Raw genomic sequence first — 19795 nt, forward strand, 5'->3', positions numbered from 1 at the left:
TGATCCTCAGCCAGGGGGAGATTTTCCATGAAGATCGCACTTATGGGTACATCATTGAAAGAAAACGAGCATCGTATGCCCGTTCATCCTTCCCATCTAAAAGATATCGATGCCGCGCTCCGGTCGCGCCTCACCTTGGAACGAGGATACGGGTCAGTCTTCGGGTTAGACAGCAAAAAAATCGCCGATCTCGGATATTCGTTTGAGGATCGCGAGAGCCTTTTATCTTCCTGCGACATCGCCGTTCTGCCCAAGCCGATGCCGGGCGATCTTCTTGCTCTAAAGCCGGGAGCTATTCTCTGGGGATGGCTGCATTTCGTGCTCTATGGGCATCTCGCAGATATTTGCATTGCTCGGCGCCACACGGTTGTGACTTTCGAGGGGATGTTCGAAACTCAGAATATGAAAGGCATCGGCTCCAAACGTTCGAGGCACGTGTTCTCCGGAAATAACCGTTTGGCGGGTTATGCTGGTATCCTGCATGCGCTCAGTCTCAAGGGCCTCGACGGCCTGTACGGCCCCTCACAATCTGTCGTTGTCATCGGGTTCGGCTCTGCGGGTCAAGCGGCGATTGAAGCGCTGCTTGCGCGCGGATTTGATAACATCACCGTTTATACGCGACGCCCCGTCGGCGAGGTGACTGAGCGGCCGCCCGGGGTCGCATTTCGGCAAATTTTTCGTGACGAAGCTCATGGGAGTTGTGTCGAGCCTGCCAATTCAAACGAACCTCTTGTGCCATTCGTCGATGTTTTGTCGACCGCCGATATTATCGTCAATTGCGGAGAACAAGATCCGGAAGAACCGCTCATGTATGTTCGTGAAGGTGATCTCGGTGCTTTTGACCATCGTTGCTTAATCGTCGACATCAGTTGCGACCCTGGGATGGGATTTTATTTTTCCCGTACAACAAGCTTCGAACATCCGACATACGAGTATGGGCAGGCGACGATATGCGCCGTCGACCACACACCAGCCTATCTTTGGGATGCGGCAACTTTCCAAATTTCACGCGAAGTCCTGCGCTACCTCCCCATCGTTGCTGACGGACACGACGCAATTTTCCATAATCCGGTTCTTTCAAACGCAGCCGAGATCGTTCGCGGAACAGTGCAAAACAAGAAAATTCTTACGTATCAGAAGCGGTCGACGATATACCCCCACGGACGGATCGGTGAATGAGATGATCGATCAATCTCGTAAATGCTGAATTTGCCAATCGGATTTAGATACCGTGCGCCAGCATATAAGTTTCGGACCAAATGTGCCGCCGTCCCGCGCTGGAATCAGCCATGCGGTCGTTATAAATGATATATGCTATATTGGAGGTCAGCTTTCTGTAGACATGCTCGGACGTTATCGCGCCGGTACGGCCGAGGCTGAAGCTATCAACAGTTTCTTAAATCTATTTGCCGTCCTCAGTGCAGCAGGATTTGAAGTCGAAGATCTGGTTTTCCTCGGCCTGGCGCTTGCGGAGCTCGACGAGCTTCCCGCGATCAGCGCGATCTACAACCGCTTATTCCGCTCCGGCAAGAGACCTGCCCGCACAGTCGAACAGGCTGCCGGGCTACCATACGGGGCAAGGTTCCGTGTGAACGGCGTGGCTATTCGCGAGTCGCGGCGTCTACCGTGCCGCTGTATCTGCTGCAGGCAGAGCGCATGAACTCGATCCTGCACCGAACACTGGGACGCAAACCCCCGCTTGTCGCCAACGGCAAAGGCGTGTTTTTGAACGATCGCGAGGGCCGGACATATCTCGATGCATGCGGAGGCGCAGCTGTATCCTGCCTCGGCCATGGCGACGGTGAGATCGCGGCGGCAGTTTTCGCGCAAATGCGCGATGTTGCCTACGTTCACTCAAGCTTTTTTACCACTGAGGCGACGGAATTACTCGGCGATCGCTTGGTCGGGCTCTGCGGTCCCTGGGCTCGATCGGCCCTCTTTTTCAGTAGCGGCTCCGAGTCGATGGAAGCAGCTCTTAAGTTGGCACGGCAGTATCATCTTGAGCGCGGTGAGCCCCATCGCGTGCACGTCATCGGACGCACCCTGAGTTACCATGGTGCGACATTGGGCGCTCTCGGGTTCGGCGGCCTCGAGAATCGAAAGGTTGCTTTCGCACCCTGGTTTTCGAACGACCATCGAAGCCTTGTCCAGACTTGTTATCCCTACCGCTATAAGCGGCCGGACGAGACTGATGCTGAATATGGTGGGCGTTTGGCTGCAGAGTTGGAACTGGAGATCCAACGCGTCGGAGCCGCTCGGATTGCCGCTTTCGTGGCAGAGACCGTAGCCGGAGCAACGATCGGCGCAGTCCCTCCGGTCGACGGATACTTTCGCCACGTTCGTGACATTTGTAACCGGCATGGCATTATCCTCATACTCGACGAAATCATGTGCGGCATGGGGCGCTGCGGGTCTTGGCTGGCCTGTCATGACGAAGGCGTCGAGCCCGATATCGTTTGTGTGGCGAAAGGATTAGGCGGGGGATTTCAGCCGGTCGGCGCCATGGTCGTGTCCTCTCGAGTCCATTCCGTCCTTGAGGCCGGTTCCAGAAGTTTCATGCATGGGCAAACGTATATGGGCCACGCGACGGTGTGCGCCGCCGCGCTCGCCGTCATCGAAAAACTCGATCGCTTGAAGCTAGTTCGCCGTGTTGCCGATCGGGGCCCCGTTCTAGGCCAACTCTTGAGGGAGGCACTCGGCGGGCACGCTCATGTCGGCGATATCAGAGGGAGGGGCTTTTTCTGGGCCGTCGAGTTCGTCGAAGACAGAGCAACCAAGCAGCCGTTCAATTCGGGCGGCGCTGTCGCGACGCGGATCAAGGCCGCGGCGATGGAGAAGGGACTGCTGTGCTACCCTGGCGGCGGCAACCTCCCTGGCGGCTGTGGCGATCACATTCTCTTGTCGCCGCCTTTCATAACGTCCGACGAACAACTTGAGCAGATCGCTGCGAAACTAAAGGATGCGATCCATCAAGTTTTCGCCAAAGGGACGCAGCCATGAGGTGGGCGTTTTACCAGGGCCGGTTGCAAAGCGGAGATGTGAAGTTTGTCGATCCTGCAACCCAGGCAATGTGGCTGGGTGCTATGGTTTTCGACGGCGCTCGTGCATTTGAGAGTACCGCACCGGATCTCATGGGCCATTTCCCGCACTGTGTACAATCAACTCTGGCCCTGGGACTGGAGCCTGCGATCGAGGTCGACGAGATGTTCGGCATCGCAATCGGGAGCGTGCGCCACCGCCCCTCTGGAACGGGACTTTATATTGGACCTATGGTCTGGGCGGAGGAGGGCGATGTTGTGCCGGATCCTCGCTCCACCCGCTTTGCACTGTCGACCGACGTCGAGCCAGTTCCAAAGATGGATCCTGACCCGAGCCGTATGGCGGACTCCTCCTGCGGGAGGAGGGCCCGATGACGATCGCGCGAAAAGATCTTGGGTTCGGTCCTGGGTTCAGTCTTGTTCGTTCCCTCCAACGAGAGCGAAGACGAGGTGATGGAAATGGCCAACGATATCGTCTGCGATCTCGTTTTCTATATCCAGTCGGCCGACCTCGGTCGCGCGCGGTGGCTGACGGTCGAGATGCGCGGGCAGCGTCGACATCGACGACCGAAGCCAGGATGCAGATGCTCTTCGGCGCCTACAAGCAGTCCGGTAACCGGCGTGGCCATGCGGAGCGTAGCGGAATATTGTTCGATCTCGAAGGCGTGGTCTCAATCTCAAGACATCGAAAAATTATTGCATTCTTGCGTGATATTGCTCTGCGGGTCATTGTATTGTATTTCAGGAGGGCGTGAATGTTGTATGATCATTGATAAAAAATAAACACTTGAAATAAATCATTCCGAAAGAGTGAGATACGTGACCACTCATAACGTCGTTGCCGCGAATCGCTTTCGGGCGGGGTGCTGGATCCTCGCAGGCGCATTTGCGTTCTCGCTGATGAACGCACTGGCAAAATTTATCGCAATCGCCGGACATGCAAATATCCCATCCTTGGAGGTGACATTCTGGCGATACGCTATAGCAACTCTGGTGCTCTTGCCGGCCGTAATGTCAAAGCCGGCTCGGTTGCGGGTGGAGGCACCCTCGCGGTATCTCTGGCGGACCATCGCGGGACTCGGCGGCATCGCCCTCATGTTCGAGGCTGTCCGCAGTATTCCACTTGCGTCGGCAACGGCGATCGGTTTCACAAGTCCGATTTTCGCTATGGTGATCGCAACCTTTGCGCTCGGAGAGCCGATCATCGGTCGGCGCTGGCTTGCCGCCTCCGTGGGACTTTTGGGGGCTCTCGTAATCGCAACGCCGGACTTCAACATGATCAGCACGGGAGCTTTGGTCGCACTGGCTGCGGCTGCCTTTATGGGTGCTGAAGTCGTGGGGGTTAAATGGCTGAGTCAAACGCATGACAGTAAAATAACGATCCTCTTCTACAGCAATTTGGCTGGTTCGGTGCTCGCGGGCATCTTCGCTGCGCCCGTGATGATCATGCCGAGCCTTGAGATTGTCTGGCTCTTTGTGGCGGTCGGCGTTGTCGCCGTTGTCGGTCAAGCTTGTGTCATCCAAGCCGCACGGCTGGCGGAGGCCAGTTTCTTGGCACCGTTCTTCTACGTATCGCTCATCTACGCCGCTGGGATCGGCTACGTCGCATTCGGCGAGCGACCTTCCATGCAGTCGACGATCGGGTGCGTCATCATCATGTTCAGCGCGGCTTTGACGCTGACGACACGATCGCACAGCGGCAAGCTCTCACCCCCTTTACCCGCCGAAGACTGACCCGGCCCCAGCAGTGCAGCGCGATCCTGTCCTTCTCTGCATCGCAGCTTGCATCGTCGAACTCGATCATCGCCTCGACCCTCTCCGTCTCCGCAACGATCACGACGAAGTCCGCGATCGTCTGTTCGAACTGGTTGCGCGTCAGCCAGAACGTCCTGCGGCTGAAAACCCCTCTGCGGCCCCGGGAGCGCACCCGACGGAACCCAACAAGCGACCGAAAATCAGATCGGGCCGCTGTTTGCCGCGCCGAGTGTAGCCCGCCCGGCTCTAACCCGCGGACCTCCCGGTGCTCGTCGTCGACGCCGATCGTGGCCGAGACCGGCGGCCGAGCGCGGCAACAGCAAAAAGCGGGGCCGTCCGCCGCGTCATGGCTCCATCCGAAGTGGGAGCCTTCGGGAAACCCGGCGCGCGTTATGTCGCGAGCCCCGTCGCCGGCTCGCGCAGCGGGTCCTCAGCCCGCCCCGTCCCGTCCCGCCAGGTCCCGACGCACCGCCGCGGCCCCCGCGACCGTCCCGCCGGCCGCCTCGATCGCCCGCCGCGCTGCCTCTACCCAGGCTCGGTTGCCCCGCGCGGATCCCCACGGCGCGTCCTCCAGCCCGACCCGGACATGGCCGCCCCGGGGGACGGCCGCCGACACCAGCGGCAGGATGTCGACGCCGAGGCCCGCCACCATCCAGGGCGATCCCGGCGCGCATTCGGCCAGCAGCGCCAGATGGGCGTCGAGATAGCCCGGCCGCGGCGGGAAACCCCAGGCGAACTCGTCCGAGAACATGAAGCGGTAGACCGGCACCGGCGGGCGCGGCTCCAGCGCCGCGAGGGCGGCGCCGAGGCGGGTGAAGCCCGGCTCGTAGATGGCGTAGCCCGGGCGGATGCGGTGGGTGCGGGCGATGCGCAGGCCCTCGCGAATATCGGCCATCGGGTTCTCGTAGAGGAAGCCGCTCGCCTCGTCGGACGCCTCGTCATGGCGCAGGAAGGTGGTCGAACCCGGATCGCACACCGTCCACTCGATCAGGCCGCGCCGGGCCAGCTCCTCGGTATGGGCGTAGCGCGTCGCCGCGCTCGCGGCATAACCGGAGCCGGCGAGCGGGATCGTCGGGTAGACGATCGCGTCGGCCTTCGCCCGGATGCCCTCGATGATGCGGGCATAGGTCTCCCAGGCGTCGTTCTGGCGCCCGGTTTCGGGATCGTAGGCGTGGACGTGGACGATCGCCGCCCCTTCCGCCACCGCGGCGAGCCCGTCGGCCACCACCTCGTCGACGGTGATCGGGATGCCGGGCTGGCGCTCGCGCCCCCACGGCCCGTTCAGGGCTGCCTCGATCCAGGTCTCCGCCATCGGTGCCTCCCGTGATTTCGTCCGCATCATGCGCCGGGAGCGCGCCGCTGTCTTCCGGGTCGGTTCGGCTCGTGCAGGCACTGGCAGACTCCGCCCGGGAGGCTTTCTTGCCCAGTCATCACGAGATCCCCGCCACACCCGACACGACGGTCCTGGGCTGTTTCGACGCCGCCCCGAAGCCGGTGCTGACGGTCGAATCCGGCGACACCGTCACGCTGCATTCCCATCCGGCCGGCGGGCGCGCGACGCTCCATCCCGATCCCGCCCGCCGCCCGGCCGATTGCCTCGCGGCCCTCGATGCGCTCGCGCCGGGCTTGGGGCCGCACTTCGTCACCGGGCCGATCCATGTCCGCGGCGCTCTGCCAGGCAACGTGCTCCAGGTCGATCTCCTCAACCTGAAATTCCGGATGGATCGGGGTTTCGTCGCGATCCTGCCGCTGCTCGGCACGCTCCCGGACGAGTTCACGGATTACGAGACCATCCGCCCGGACATCGACGTCGGTCGCGGCGTCGCGGGTCTGCCCTGGGGCACGGAACTGCCGCTCGATCCGTTCTTCGGCATCCCCGCCACCGCGCCGCCGCCGGCCTGGGGCACGGTGACCTCGTCGGTGCCGCGCCGCTTGGACGGCAACATGGACAGCAGGGAACTGAAGGCCGGCATCACCCTGTATCGTCCGGTCTTCGCTGAGGGGCGGGGTTCTCTGCCGGCGACGGCCACGGCGTGCAGGGCGACGGCGAGGTCCGCATCACGGCGCTGGAGACCGGGCCCACCGGCACGTTCCGGCTGACGGTGCGCAAGGATCTGTCCCTCGACTGGACCTTCGCCGAGACGCCGACCGACCTCGTGTCGATCGGCCTGCACGAGAACCTGGACGAGGCGATGCGCCAGGCGGTCCGCGACATGATCCGCCACGTCTGCGCCCGCACTCGCCTCTCCCGCAACCCGGCCTACATGCTGTGCTCGCTCGCCGGAAACCTGCGCATCACCCAGACGGTGGACGGCGACAAGGGGGTTCACATGCTGCTGCCGAAAAGCGCGCTTCCCGGAATCGGGTGAGCGCATGGACCTGCGCTTCGCCGACTTACCCTCCCGCGACCGCTACCGCCTGCTCACCGCCCTGGTGACCCCGCGGCCGATCGCCCTCGTGACCACGCGCTCGGCGGCCGGCACCGACAACGCGGCGCCGATCAGCTTCTTCCAGGTGCTGGCCGAGGAGCCGCCGATCGTCGCCTTGAGCTTCAACCTGCGCTCCGACGGGACCCTGAAGGACACGGCTCTTGCCATCGCCGAGACGGGCGAGTTCGTGGTCAACCTCGTCGACGAGGGGCTGGTCGCGGGCATGAATATCTGTGCCGCCGAGTTCCCGCCCGGCGAGAGCGAGATCCCGGCGGCGGGGCTGACGCTCCTGCCCTGCACCGGCGTGGCGCCGGGGCGGATCGCCGAGGCGCCGGCGAGCCTCGGCTGCCGCACCCATACGGTGCTCGATCTCTCGCCCGAGCGCCGGATCGTGCTCGGGCAGGTCGTGTCGCTGCATGCGAGGGACGACCTCTTCACCCCGGACGGGCGCCACCTGCGCGAGGGCGCCTTCCTGCCGGTGGGACGGCTCTACGGCGACCTCTACGCCCGCACCGGCGACCGCTTCGCGGTGCCCCGGGTCACGGTCGAGGACGCGAAGGGGCGCTGAGCACAGTTGCAGACGGGACGCGGCGGAATTTCTGGCAGCGTCGCCACTTCCTCCCACCCGCGACCTCAGGATGAGGTCGCGGGTGGGAGAGCTCGATCACTGCGGGCTTTGCGGTCGTGTCGTGGACGACGGAGTCGCAGGGTGCAGCTCTGCCTAGCCTCTTGATACGCATCGTTTTCACCGCCGAGCCGAAGAGGCTTCGGCGAATGACGCTCACCCCCGGACCGCGTCCGGCACCCCGAACACCGCCAGCGTGGTCTCCCCGGCCGAGAGCCGCTTTTCCCAGCCGATCTCGGCCTGGGCGCGCTCCTCGGCCTTGGCGATCAGCCCTTCCGCAGCCTCGCGCGGGATCACCACGACGCCGTCGTCGTCGCCGAGGATCAGGTCGCGGGGATGGATCGTTGCGCCGCCGATCGTCGCCGGGGCATCGACGGTGCCGCCGTCCTTCGAGGCCGGGCCGCGGGCGGTGACGTGGCGGGTGAACACCGCGAAATCGTCCCAGCCGCCGAGGATGCCGGTGTCGCGCACCGCCCCGTCGGCGATAAGGCCGACGATGCCCTTGCGCCGCGCCGCGGTCGACAGCAGGTCGCCGATCATCGCGACGTCGCTGCGCCCTCCGGCATCGATCACCACCACGTCGCCGGCCTGCGCCACCGCGATGGCGTGGTGCACGGCGCCGTAATCCTTCGGGTCGCAGATTGCGGTGACGGCGCTGCCTAGAAGCGTCGGGCCTCCGGCGATGCGCCGCAGCGGCCGGATCGCCGGATCGACCTGGGTGCGGCCCTCCAGAAGATCGACCACCACCGCCACCGGCACGGCGGAAAACCGCGCGATCAGGTCGGCGGAGAGGCGGGGCGGGGTCTCGGCGATGATGCGGGTCGGCATGGCGTCTCCTCCTTGTGGCCGTCTTCGGTTTTGCGGCCGGTCGCCGATCTCTATAGGCTGGGCCGCACCCCGCCGACAGGCGCGAGGACAACATGGCTCCCTGAAGGGGGCTCACGGGAGGAACGACATGGCGGAGGGCGGGAGCGCCCCGGGCTCGCGGCGGCTCGAGGGCAAGGTGGCGCTGCTGTTCGGCGCCGGCTCCGCGGGGCCGGGCTGGGGCAACGGCAAGGCCGCGGCGGTGACCTTCGCGCGCCACGGCGCCCGGGTGGTCTGCGTCGACGTCCGGCGCGAGGCGGCCGAAGAGACCGCCGAGATCATCCGCCGCGAGGACGGCGCCGCCACGGCGGCCTCCTGCGACGCCACCGATTCGGCCGCGGTGGCCGCCCTCGTCGCCGAGGTGATGGCGGCGCAAGGGCGCATCGACGTGCTGCACAACAATGTCGGCTACGCGCAGATGGGCGGTCCGGTCGAATTGAGCGAGGCCGACTGGCACCGCACCCTCGACCTCAACCTCACCACCTGCTTTCTCACCTGCAAGCACGTGCTGCCGCACATGCTGGCGCAGCGCGCGGGCAGCATCGTCAACATCTCGTCGGCGGCGGCGATCCGCTACACCGGCTATCCGTATGCCGCCTACTACGCCGCCAAGGCCGCGGTGAACAACTTCACCCTAGGCCTCGCGTTGCAATACGCCCGTGATGGCATCCGGGCGAACGCGATCATGCCCGGTCTGATGAACACGCCGCTGATCCACCAGCAGATCTCCGGCCAGTACCAGGACCCGGACGAGATGGTGCGCGCCCGCGACGCCGCCTGCCCGATGGGCCGGATGGGCACCGCCTGGGACGTCGCCAACGCCGCCCTGTTCCTGGCCTCCGACGAGGCCGCCTACATCACCGGCGTGGCGCTTCCCGTCGATGGCGGCCTGACCGGGAGGATCGCGTGAGCCTCCAGGACGCGTCCGACCTGCTCTGGCGCCACTGGCGCGAGGGCCGCCTGCTCACGGCCCTCCCGCCGGACCTCGCGCCCGCCGACCGCGACGAGGCCTACCGGATCCAGGCCCTGCTGGAGCCGCGCAGCGCCGCACCGCTCTACGGCTGGAAGATCGCCGCGACGAGCCTCGCCGGCCAGCGCCATATCGGCGCCGACGGGCCGCTCGCCGGGCGGCTGCTGGCCGAGCAGGTCCTGTCACTGGAGGATGTGATCCCTCTCGCCGGCAACCAGATGCGGGTGGCCGAGCCCGAGGTGGCGTTCCGGATGGGGGCCGACCTGCCGCCGCGCCCTCGGCCCTACACCGTCGACGAGGTGATGGCGGCGGTGGAGGCAGCCCATCCGGCGATCGAGTTCCCGGATTCGCGCCTCGACGCCTTCGAGAGGGCAGGGGAGGCGGCGCTGGTCGCCGACAATGCCTGCGCCCACCTCTTCGTCCTCGGCCCCCCGGCGCCGGAGGGCTGGCGCAGCCTCGACCTCGCCGCGATGCCGACCCGCATCGCGGCCGAGGGAAGGGAGCCCCACCACGGCCGCGGCGGCAACGCCCTCGACGATCCCCGCCTCGCGCTCACCTGGCTCGCCAACGCGTTGTCGAGGCAGGGGATCACCCTGCGCAAGGGTGAGGTGGTGACCACCGGCACCACCACGGTGCCGCTGCCGGTCGAGCCGGGGGACGTGGTGCGGGCTGAGCTGGGGGGATTGGGGGCGCTGACGGTGCGGGTCGGAACGGAATAACCCGCCGGTTCTCGGGGTTGCGGGCGGCTGCAACCCTGGAGCGCTGATCGGGCGCCCGGCTTTGCAGTATACGGGTGTGACCGCGGCCTCGCCGCTCTGCGGGTAACGCCCCACGAAAGCCCGTTCTGATGAGCCTGCGCCTCGCCTTCTGCGCCGCCCTGCTGCTTGCCGGCGCCTCGGCCGGGGCCGCGGAGCCGATGCGGAAACCTGACCCGGAGACGTCCGATGCGGCCTTGCGGCCCTCGGCACCGATCTCGCGGCGCGACCTGATGCTGCCGGGTGATCCAGCCCGGCCGGTCACGCTGGACGTCACCCTTCTGACCCCGTCGGGCCCCGGGCCGTTTCCCGTCATCCTCTGGAATCACGGTTCGGCGAACGGGGCGGCCCGCCGCTCCATGGCAACCAGCACCAACACCTTCGCGACCTACTACTTCTTGTCGCGCGGCTACGCCGTGGCGGCGCCGATGATGCGCGGCTTCGGCCGCTCCGGCGGGGACGTCTCGGTCTCGGGCTGCGCGCTCGACGCCTACGGCGCGGCCAACGCCGCCGACATCCTGGCGGTCCTCGACGGCCTCGCCCGCGACCCGACGCTCGATATGGGCCGCGTCGTCGTGGCAGGGCAGAGCTTCGGCGGCTTCAACGCCCTCGCGACCGGGGCCCGGCGCGACCCGCGCATCCGGGCCGTGATCGATTTCCACGGTGGCCTGCGGGCGACGACCTGCCGGGCCTGGGAGCCGGCTTTGATCGAGGCGGCCCGCGGCTTCGGCGCCCGCAGCCGCGTGCCCTCGCTCTGGATCTACGGCGACAACGATCGCTTCTTCCCGGCGGCGACCTGGCGGGCGATGCGGACGGCCTACGCCTCCGGCGGCGCCCCGGTCGAGGTGGTCGCCTATGGCCGCTTCCGGGACGATTCGCACACGTTGCTCGCCTCGTCCGACGGCCTGCCGCTCTTCGCGCCGCGGCTCGACGCATTCCTCGCCGGCCTCGGCCTGCCGTCGGCGGCGACCCATCCGGAGTATCTGCCGACGCCCTCGCCGCCGCCGAGCGGCTATGCGGCGATCGACGATGTCGAGGCGGTCCCACACCTGACGCCGCCGGCCCGCGACCTCTACCGAACCTTCCTGACGCGACCCATTCCCCGCGTCTTCGTGATCGCGCCGGGTCGGCACGCCAACGAGACCTATGGCGGGTTCGATCCCCTGGCGCGGGCCCTGGCGGAGTGCCGGGCGCTGAGCATGGCGTGCAAGGTCTACGCGGTGAACCGCGACGTGGTCTGGACGCAGCCCTCTTCGGTGCCGCCGCCGAGCGGCTTTGCGGCGATCGACGACGTCGGCGCCGTTCCGTACCTCACCGAGGCAGGCCGCACCGGTTACCGCCGGTTCCTCGCCATGGACCGTCCCCGGGCCTTCGTGATCGCGCCGGGTGGAGCCTGGGGCGCTGCCGCATCGGGGACGGATCCGCTGTCGACGCTGCTCGACGGCTGCCGTGCCAAGCAGCTTGCCTGCCGCCCCTACGCGGTCGACGGCCAGGTCGTCTGGACCGAGCCGAAGGCTGGAGCTTCCTCGCAATAAGAAAGGGGATGCGGGCCCGCCCGCACCCCCTTTCTCAATTCCATCCGTCGCAGGACCGGCGTCAGGCCGCCTTCACCCCCTTCAAAAACACCGCCACCTCCCGCTCCAGCTCCCCGGCATAACGCCCGAGCCGGTCCGCCGCGCCGAGCACCTCGGCGGCCGCCGCCCCCGTGCTGCCGGCCTCGCGCTGCACCGCCACGATGCCGGTCGTCACCGCCTGCGTGCCCTGCGCCGCGTGCTGGACGTTGCGGGCGATCTCCTGGGTCGCCGAGCCCTGCTGGTCGACGGCGCCGGCCACGCCCTCGGCGATCTCCGACATCCGCTCGATCACCCCCGAGATGTCCCGGATCGCCTGCACGACGCCGCCGGTGGTCTCCTGGATGTGGCCGATCTGCTGAGCGATCTCGGCGGTGGCGCGGCTGGTCTGGCTCGCCAGTTCCTTGACCTCGGCGGCGACGACCGCAAAGCCCCGGCCCGCCTCGCCGGCCCGGGCCGCCTCGATCGTGGCGTTGAGCGCCAAGAGGTTGGTCTGGCCGGCGATCGACGAGATCAGGCTCACGATGTCGCCGATCTGGTCGGCGGACTTCACCAGGCGCTGCACCGTCTCGTCGGTCCGGCGCGCCTGGTCGACCGCGTCGCGGGCGATGTCGGAGGATTGCGCCACCTGGGCGGCGATGCCGTCGATCGACACCGACAGTTCCTCGCTCGCCGCCGCCACCATCTGGACGTTGGCCAGCGTCTGCTCGGCGGCGCCCGCCACCTCGGCCGAGCGGCCGTTGGTGGTCTCGGCGGCCTGGGTCATCGTCCGGGCGGTCGCCTCCATGCCGGCGGCGGCCTCCCCCAAGGTCTCGGTCATCGCCACGACGTTGGCCTCGAAGGTGCGGGTCACGGCGTCGAGGCGCGCGGCCCGCTCGGCCTTGGCGGCGGCTTCCGCCCCTGCGGCCCGGTCGGCCTCGTCCTTGGCGATCAGCGCCTCGCGGAACACCCGCACGGTGCCCGCCATGGCGCCGATCTCGTCGCGGCGGCCTTGCGCCGGCACCTCGGTGGCGAGGTCGCCGCCGGCGAGCGCCCGCATGGCGCCCGAGAGCCGGTCGATCGGCCGGGTGATGCCGCGCCCGATCAGGAGGGCAAGCGCCGCCCCGATGGCGCAGGCGAGCGCCACGCCGGCGGCCAGCAGCCACAGGGCCCTGTCGCGCTCGGCGCCGAGCTGGGCGAGCTCGCTCGCGCCGATGCCCTGCGCCGCCGAGACCAGCTCGGCCGAGCGCCGGTCGAGGTCGGCGAAGATCGCGGCCTGTGTTTCGTTCGCCTTCACGATGTCCGGGATGCTGTCCTTGAACGCCCGCACCTTGGTGTTCAGGTCGCGCAACACGCCTTGCGCGGCGGCATCGATGTCGCCGTAGAGGATCGTCTCGCCCTGGTCGATCAGTTCGGCGGCGGTCGCGTCGAGGGTCGCGGCGGCGGCGGCGTCGCGGGCGAGGATCAGGCGCTGCTCCAGCCGCTCGGCCTCCTTGGCGGCGGAGATCGCCTTGCCGCTGGCGACGAGCAGGCTCGTGGCCGAGGCGACCTTGTCCTGCTGCTGGCGCAACGTCACCTGGGCGGCGGTCTGGGCGTTGTTCTGCGCCTGCTCGATCTGGCGCAGGCCGACGATCAGGCTGCCGAACAGGGGCGCGAGGTCGTCGCCGAGCGCCGCCTTGCCGCCGGCCGCGACCGGCTGGTCGATCTTGGCGCCATAGGCGTTGAGGGCCGTCAGGGCGGGCTCGACGGTCTCGACCGAGGTCATGGCGCCGAGGCGGCGCAGCAGCACGGCGACGGAATTCACCTTCGATTGCAGCTCGAGGTTGCCGTCGTCGCCGTCGCCGGCCAGGTAGCCGACCTGGAGCACCTGCATCTCGAGCGCCGAGCGGATCGCGAAGGCCACCACGACGGCCGTGTTGGTGGCGGTCTTCTGGTCGGCGAGGGCCTTGTCGAGGGCCTTGCCGGCCTCGGCGAGCTGGCGCTCCTGCGCCGTGCCGATGCCGGCGACATTGGTCTGCAATTCGGCGATCAGAGCCGCGTGGCGGTCCTGGAGCGCCCGCGCCGTCGCCTTCTGGGTGCCGAAGGCCTTCACGGCGGCCTCGAACCCGTCGAGCGCGCCCGCGATGCCGGCCGCCGCGGCGGCGGCCGGCGGGTCGTCGGCCAGGCGGCCCGAGAAGGCGCCGGCGCTGGCCCGTACCCGGCCGATCGCCGCCGTCAGCGCCCCGTCCCGGCGCACATCGTCGCTCTTCAGGGCACGGTCGGTGGCGAGCGCCAGTTCCCCGATCTCGCCGGCCAGCAGCTGTGCCGCATTGGCCGTGTCGACCCGCCGGGCGAAGCCCGTCAGGCTGTGCCACCCGATCGCCGCAACCGCGACCGTCAGCAGGAGGATCAGCCCGAACCCCCCGAATACGCGCGCCCTGATGGACATTCTTCCGTATCTCCTCACCGCCCGCAGGATAGCGGTGAGGTCTGAAGCAATTCCTACTACATCACTGCAGCCTGCGGTTGAGGCGCCCGATCTGTGCTTTGTCAGCGTCAGGCGGATTGTCAGGGGATCAGCCGGTCGGCGCGTAACCGCGAGAACAGGTCGAGGAAGGCGTCCTCGGTGGGCTGGTAATCGAGGAAGCCGAGGCGGCGGCTTTTGCTCATGTCGGTGACGACCTCGATCGGCCGGCCGAGATCCGCATCGGTGTGCCAGGGCGAGGCGAGACGGTCGAGGTCCGGCTCGGCGAGGCCGTGCCTCGTCGCGATCTCCGCCCAGAGCGGGGCGTCGCCTTCCATCTGCTCCTCGAGCGGCCGGATCGTGCCGTCGAACGGTGCCGGCTCGAGCCCGAACCAGGCCGCGAGGCGCCCCCACATCCAGCTCCAGCGGAAGACGTCGCCGTTCACCACGTTGAAATCCTGGTTCGCCCCTTGCGGCGCGGTCGAGGCCCAGAGCAGGTGGCGGGCGAGCAGCCGCGCGTCGGTCATGTCGGTGAGCCCGTTCCACTGCATCGGCGAACCGGGAAAGCGGAACGGCCGGCCGGTCTCGCGGCAGAGCGTGGCGTAGACGGCGAGCGTCGTGCCCATGTTCATCGCGTTGCCGACCGCCTTGCCGATGACGGTGTGCGGCCGGTGCACGCTCCACGAGAAGCCGTCGCGCCTGGCCGCCGCGAAGACCTCGTCTTCCTGGGCGTAATAGAAATTCTCGACCGGCAGCCGGCCCTGCTCCTCGCGGAACGGGGTCTGGGGCACCGCGCTCTTCCCGTAGGCCTCGAACGGCCCGAGATAGTGCTTCAGGCCCGTCACCAGCGCGACGTGGCGCACGCTGCCGGCGGGCCGCAGCGCGTCGAGGAGGTTGCGCACCATCGCGCCGTTGACCCGGATCATCTCGGCCTCGGTCGGCCGGCGCATCCAGGTCGAGAGCACCACCCGGGTCGGCCGGTGCGGGGCCAAGGCGGCCATGAGCCCGTCCGGGTCCTGCAGATCGGCGGCGACCGGCACGACCCCCTCTTGCGCCGGCGGGTTGCGGGCGAGACCCAGCACGGTCCAGCCGGCCTCGCCCATCACCTCTGCTGCAGCGCTGCCGACGATCCCGCTGGCGCCGACGATCAGCACGGTCTCCGTCATGTCCGGTTCCTTTGTTCGCTCTTGGTCGGCGGGACAACGCGGGCGGGCGTGTCGGGTCCCATGAGAGCTTGCCCCATGCGAGCTTGCCCCATGCGAGCTTGCCCCATGCGAGCTTGCCCCATGCGAGCTTGCCCCATGCGAGCTTGCCCCATGCGGTGGCTTCCCGTCCCGATCTGGCCGTCTGCGAGTTCTTGTTCGAGACATTGCGAACGACTAAATAAATTGACCGTTATACGGCTGATCGAGAGGTGGTCATGGTTGGGGTGGCGACGAAAGTGCTGTCGACGGTGAACACGCCCTATGGGGCCGACCTCTCGGCGCGTCAGCTCGCCGCCAAGATCTTGGATCCGGCCAGCGTCAATGCCAATGATGCCTCAGTTTTTGCGTTTTTCTCCGAGGTAAGCGAAGAGCTTCAGAAGCAGTTCATCGCTTCCATGGGTATCGACGAGGGTCGGGTACGGAGCATCGCCGCTCAGTTTGCGGCCAAGGCTGGATATCCGTTGCCTCTGTCGACTTGAAATCATGCCTCGCGTGCGGCCGAGCCAATGGTCACGACTGTTCGATCTGTCGCTGCGCCTTATCGACCAGGCCAGAGACATTGCGTACGACTTCGATTGGACATTCGGCGGTGGAACGGCCCTGATGTTGCAGATCGATCATCGCGAAAGTCACGATGTCGACCTCTTTCTGGATGATCCGCAAATATTGCCGTTCCTCAACCCAATCGCACAAGATTTGGTGCTGGATCGATGGCCTGATGATTATGAGAGCGACGGCGCGCGGGTGTTGAAGTTGATTTTCGACGGTTTGGGTGAGATCGATTTCATATGTTGTGGGTCGATCACTGATGCGTCCGCGAAAGCATCCGAAGTCCGTGGTCGGAGTGTTCGCGTCGAAACGCCGGCTGAGATCGTTGCCAAAAAGATCTATTGCCGAGGCTCGCGGCTTCAACCGCGCGACATGTTCGACATTGCGGCTGTCGCACAAGAATGCGGCCAGAGCTACGTCGTCGATGCGTTAAAGGCATGCGGGGCGGATCGATGCACCGAGGCGCTGGCCGTTGCCAATGCCATGGACCCGGCATTCGCATCCAGCCTCATGGGGCAACTCATGCTTCGGCCACATAACAGGCATCTGCCGGTCGAGGCGCAATCGACGACTCAAACAATCCTTCGTGTCGCCCTCGGCCTGTAAGCTCGGCACGCCGGTCGAGATCGCCGGCCGTGCCGCGAGCTGGCCATGCCGCTAGGGTATGGCTTCTTCGCCTAGGCCATGCCCCCGACGGAGCCGGACGCGAGGCTCCGCGTTCCTGATCGCGGCAGCGGGGCCTTCGACGGCGCCCCGGCATGCCGGCGGAGGCGCCCGTGGGTCAGCTCGCGACGGTGGACGAGGATCCGTCAAAGTCGGACGCGCAGGAGCCGGAGCGCCGGCTGAAGCCGGCCCTGCTGCTCGGCGCCCTCGGGGTGGTCTACGGCGATATCGGCACGAGCCCGCTCTACGCCTTCAAGGAGGCGGTGAAGGCCGCCGGCCACGGCCAGGCGGAGCCCGCCGCGGTGATCGGCGCGGTGTCGCTGATCCTGTGGGCGCTCCTCGTCGTGGTGTCGTTCAAGTACGCGGTGCTGATCCTGCGGGCCGACAATCACGGCGAGGGCGGCATCGTGGCGATGCTGGCCCTGCTCGGCGCCCGCCACGCCGAGCCCCGCAGCTGGGCCGGCCTCCTCCTGGTGGTCGGGCTGATCGGCGCCGCGCTCCTCTACGGCGACGGGGCGATCACGCCGGCGATCTCGGTGCTCAGCGCCGTCGAGGGCCTGAAGGTCGAGGCGCCCGGCCTCGCCCGCGCGGTGGTGCCGATCACCCTGGCGATCCTGGTCGGGCTGTTTCTGATCCAGAGCAAGGGCGCGGCCTTCATCGGGCGGATCTTCGGCCCGGTGATGCTGGTCTGGTTCGTGGTCCTGGCCTTGTTGGGTCTGGGCGGCATCCTGCACGCGCCGCAGATCCTGGCAGCGCTCAATCCCCTGAAGGCGGTCGAGTTCCTGACCCATGCCGGGTGGGGCGTCAGCTTCGCGATGCTCGGCGCGGCCTTCCTGGCGGTGACCGGCGGCGAGGCGATGTATGCCGATCTCGGCCATTTCGGCGCCCGGCCGATCCGGCTCGCCTGGTTCGGGCTGGTGCTGCCGGCCCTCGTCGTCAACTATTTCGGGCAAGGCGCGGTGCTGCTCGCCGAGCCCGGCGCGATCGAGAACCCATTCTATCATCTCAGTCCCGACTGGGCGCATTACCCGCTGATCGGGCTCGCCACCCTCGCCACCGTCATCGCCTCGCAGGCGATCATTTCCGGCGTATTCTCGCTGACGCAGCAGGCGATGCAGCTCGGCTTCCTGCCCTTCATCCGCATCGTCCATACGGCGCGGGACGCGCAAGGCCAGATCTACGTGCCGGCGGTGAACTGGCTGCTCGCCATCGCGACCTTGAGCGCGGTGCTGATCTTCGAGACCTCGGATGCGCTGGCCGGCGCCTACGGCATCGCGGTCTCGCTCCTGATGGCGATCACGACGCTGCTCGCGGCGCTGATCGCCCGGCGCTGGGGCTACAACCTGCTCCTCGTCCTCCTGGTCAACGGCGCCTTCCTGACGATCGACCTCGTGTTCCTGGGCGCCAACAGCGTGAAGGTGTTCGAGGGCGGCTGGTATCCCCTCGTGCTCACCGCGATCGTCGCCGTGACGATGCTGACCTGGCTCCAGGGTACGCGTCTGACCGAGGCCAACCGGGTCGGCGCCCGCCAGGACGAGGACGCCTTCCTGGCGGCGTTACGCGCCGATCCGCCGATCCGCCTGCCGGGGGCGGGGGCCTTCCTGTCCTCGGCCACCAAGGGCATCCCGCTCCACATGAGCCGGCTGCTCGAGCGCAGCCACGCCCTGCCGTCCCGCTGCACCATCGTCACCGCGCTCTACGAGGAGAAGCCGGTGGTGCCGGCGACGGACCGCGCCGAGGTGACCCAGGTATCCCCCGACCTCTACCGGGTGACGCTCCGCTACGGCTACATGGAGGAGGCCTCGATCCCGGACGGACTCGCCTGCGCGGTGGCCCATCGCGGGTTGCCGGCCGATTTCGTCGAGGACGTCACGGTCTTCATCGGCCATGAGACGATCATCCCCAAGCGCAACCACCGCGGCATGGCGGCGTGGCGCGAGACCCTGTTCGCCTTCATGATGCGCAACGGCGAGCGCACCGGCGCCTTCTTCTGCGTGCCGACCCGGCAGGTGGTGGAGGTGGGGACGGAGATCGAGATCTGAGGAACGTCGGCCGTCCTTGCCTCAGCCGATGACGTTGCTCACCTCGACCAGGTTCTCGTCGGGATCGTAGAAGTAGACCGACAGGATCCGTCCGGTCGCGCCGGTCCGCTCGATCGGCCCATTGATGATCGCGACGCCCTCCCGCGTCAGGTGGGCAATGACCTCGGCGAGCGGCGTATCGGTCAGCAGGCAGAAATCCCCTGCGCCCCGGCTCGGGTGGCGGGTCTGCGGATCGACGCTTGCGTGCAACTGCTGAAGGTTGATCTTCTGAGACCCGAAGTGCAGCGCCCAGCGCCCGGGCGCGATCTCGCGCGCCTCGACGCCGAGCGTGCGCTGGTAGAACGCCACCGTCGAGTCGATGTCGAGGACGACCAGCACGAAGTGATCGATGGCGCGGATGCGGATCGGAGTCATGACGCCCTCCCGGTGGCGGGCCGCTCTCCCAGCTTCGCGCCAAGGCGCAGCAGGTAGCCGTCCGGATCCTGTACCAGGAACTGGCGCTGGCCGACCTCGATCGCGCCGGCCCGGTACCAGGCATCCTCGACCGCCATGAAGAGCGGCCACCCGGCCGCCTCCAGCCGGGCCAGGACCGGCTCCACCGCCGCGACCTCGATCTGGAGGTTGATGCCCCGTCCGAGCGGCCGGTCCATCGGGCCGGTCAGCCAGTGCCGGGCGGTCGGATCGTACTGGTCCAGCATCACCTGCGCCCCGTCGAGGTCGAGATAGGCGAAGCGGTGCTCCGGCCTCTCGTAGGCGATGCGGAAACCGATCAGCTCGACCCAGAAATGCAGGCTTCGCGTGAGGTCGGCGATCAGGAGTTCCGGGGTCAGCCGCGCGAAGGTGAAGGCCATGTCCCTATCCCATCCCCGCCCGGCGATTCGCGCCGGTTGACCGCATGCTGCCGATC

General features: G+C 67.1%; 17 protein-coding genes and 1 pseudogene. 12 read left to right on the plus strand and 6 right to left on the minus strand.

Features of this window, described 5'->3' with window-relative positions; all coding sequences use genetic code 11:
• Positions 1 to 27 precede the first annotated feature (27 nt).
• From HBB12_RS12490 to HBB12_RS12505, 4 genes are all read left to right on the plus strand, one after another.
• Positions 28 to 1179: a Rossmann-fold NAD(P)-binding domain-containing protein gene (locus HBB12_RS12490; RefSeq protein ID WP_236989639.1), complete on the plus strand. Its 1152-nt coding sequence runs from the start codon at positions 28 to 30 to the stop codon at positions 1177 to 1179.
• A gap of 52 nt (positions 1180 to 1231) precedes the next feature.
• Entirely contained in the window at positions 1232 to 1660 is a 429-nt protein-coding gene (locus HBB12_RS12495; protein ID WP_236989640.1) for a RidA family protein, read from the plus strand.
• Entirely contained in the window at positions 1657 to 3000 is a 1344-nt protein-coding gene (locus HBB12_RS12500; RefSeq protein WP_236989641.1) for an aspartate aminotransferase family protein, read from the plus strand. The genes HBB12_RS12495 and HBB12_RS12500 overlap by 4 nt, the downstream gene beginning before the upstream one ends.
• 857 nt (positions 3001 to 3857) lie before the next feature.
• Positions 3858 to 4772 carry a DMT family transporter gene (locus tag HBB12_RS12505; protein WP_236989642.1) on the plus strand — a complete coding sequence of 305 codons (915 nt, stop codon included), beginning with the start codon at positions 3858 to 3860 and terminating at the stop codon, positions 4770 to 4772.
• Positions 4773 to 5223: 451 nt separating this feature from the next.
• Here HBB12_RS12505 and HBB12_RS12510 read toward each other — a convergent pair whose 3' ends face one another.
• Positions 5224 to 6105 carry a beta-keto acid cleavage family enzyme gene (locus tag HBB12_RS12510; RefSeq protein WP_236989643.1) on the minus strand — a complete coding sequence of 294 codons (882 nt, stop codon included), beginning with the start codon at positions 6103 to 6105 and terminating at the stop codon, positions 5224 to 5226.
• 107 nt (positions 6106 to 6212) lie between these two features.
• Between HBB12_RS12510 and HBB12_RS12515 the strand changes: the two are divergent.
• Positions 6213 to 7162: pseudogene (locus HBB12_RS12515) on the plus strand (acetamidase/formamidase family protein).
• Positions 7163 to 7166: 4 nt separating this feature from the next.
• The gene (locus HBB12_RS12520; RefSeq protein ID WP_236989644.1) at positions 7167 to 7790 is read left to right on the plus strand and encodes a flavin reductase family protein; all 624 of its coding nucleotides are present in this window, start codon (positions 7167 to 7169) and stop codon (positions 7788 to 7790) included.
• Positions 7791 to 8003: 213 nt separating this feature from the next.
• Here the strand turns inward: HBB12_RS12520 and HBB12_RS12525 are convergent, their stop codons facing one another.
• Positions 8004 to 8675 carry an RraA family protein gene (locus tag HBB12_RS12525; RefSeq protein ID WP_236989645.1) on the minus strand — a complete coding sequence of 224 codons (672 nt, stop codon included), beginning with the start codon at positions 8673 to 8675 and terminating at the stop codon, positions 8004 to 8006.
• 127 nt (positions 8676 to 8802) lie between these two features.
• On the opposite strand from HBB12_RS12525, the gene HBB12_RS12530 reads away from it, so the two are divergent.
• From HBB12_RS12530 to HBB12_RS12540, 3 genes are all read left to right on the plus strand, one after another.
• Positions 8803 to 9621 (plus strand): SDR family NAD(P)-dependent oxidoreductase, encoded by an 819-nt coding sequence (locus tag HBB12_RS12530; protein WP_236989646.1) that lies wholly within the window; start codon positions 8803 to 8805, stop codon positions 9619 to 9621.
• Entirely contained in the window at positions 9618 to 10400 is a 783-nt protein-coding gene (locus HBB12_RS12535; RefSeq protein ID WP_236989647.1) for a 2-keto-4-pentenoate hydratase, read from the plus strand. Before HBB12_RS12530 ends, HBB12_RS12535 begins: the two co-directional genes overlap by 4 nt.
• Positions 10401 to 10528: 128 nt before the next feature.
• Positions 10529 to 11971 carry an alpha/beta hydrolase family protein gene (locus HBB12_RS12540; RefSeq protein ID WP_236989648.1) on the plus strand — a complete coding sequence of 481 codons (1443 nt, stop codon included), beginning with the start codon at positions 10529 to 10531 and terminating at the stop codon, positions 11969 to 11971.
• A 61-nt stretch (positions 11972 to 12032) separates the two neighbouring features.
• Here the strand turns inward: HBB12_RS12540 and HBB12_RS12545 are convergent, their stop codons facing one another.
• Together HBB12_RS12545 and HBB12_RS12550 are read right to left on the minus strand one after the other, a co-directional pair.
• Entirely contained in the window at positions 12033 to 14414 is a 2382-nt protein-coding gene (locus HBB12_RS12545) for a methyl-accepting chemotaxis protein (protein ID WP_236989649.1), read from the minus strand.
• 119 nt (positions 14415 to 14533) lie between these two features.
• Positions 14534 to 15595 (minus strand): SDR family oxidoreductase, encoded by a 1062-nt coding sequence (locus HBB12_RS12550; protein WP_236989650.1) that lies wholly within the window; start codon positions 15593 to 15595, stop codon positions 14534 to 14536.
• A gap of 254 nt (positions 15596 to 15849) precedes the next feature.
• Between HBB12_RS12550 and HBB12_RS12555 the strand changes: the two genes are divergently transcribed.
• The 3 genes from HBB12_RS12555 to HBB12_RS12565 all read left to right on the plus strand — a co-directional run bounded on the left by HBB12_RS12555 (position 15850) and on the right by HBB12_RS12565 (position 18888).
• Positions 15850 to 16113 carry a hypothetical protein gene (locus HBB12_RS12555; protein WP_236989651.1) on the plus strand — a complete coding sequence of 88 codons (264 nt, stop codon included), beginning with the start codon at positions 15850 to 15852 and terminating at the stop codon, positions 16111 to 16113.
• 4 nt (positions 16114 to 16117) lie between these two features.
• The gene (locus HBB12_RS12560) at positions 16118 to 16789 is read left to right on the plus strand and encodes a nucleotidyl transferase AbiEii/AbiGii toxin family protein (RefSeq protein WP_236989652.1); all 672 of its coding nucleotides are present in this window, start codon (positions 16118 to 16120) and stop codon (positions 16787 to 16789) included.
• A gap of 152 nt (positions 16790 to 16941) precedes the next feature.
• A complete protein-coding gene (locus HBB12_RS12565) occupies positions 16942 to 18888 on the plus strand; it encodes a potassium transporter Kup (protein WP_442919255.1) in 1947 nt (648 codons plus the stop codon).
• A gap of 21 nt (positions 18889 to 18909) precedes the next feature.
• Here the strand turns inward: HBB12_RS12565 and HBB12_RS12570 are convergent, their stop codons facing one another.
• Together HBB12_RS12570 and HBB12_RS12575 are read right to left on the minus strand one after the other, a co-directional pair.
• On the minus strand, positions 18910 to 19293 hold the full coding sequence (locus HBB12_RS12570; protein ID WP_236992759.1) for a VOC family protein: 384 nt from the start codon (positions 19291 to 19293) through the stop codon (positions 18910 to 18912).
• A gap of 5 nt (positions 19294 to 19298) precedes the next feature.
• Positions 19299 to 19739, minus strand: coding sequence for a bleomycin resistance protein (locus HBB12_RS12575; RefSeq protein ID WP_236989653.1), 441 nt, complete (start codon positions 19737 to 19739; stop codon positions 19299 to 19301).
• Positions 19740 to 19795: the final 56 nt, after the last annotated feature.

It is taken from the genome of Methylobacterium sp. SyP6R (genome assembly GCF_019216885.1).
Taxonomy (GTDB): domain Bacteria; phylum Pseudomonadota; class Alphaproteobacteria; order Rhizobiales; family Beijerinckiaceae; genus Methylobacterium.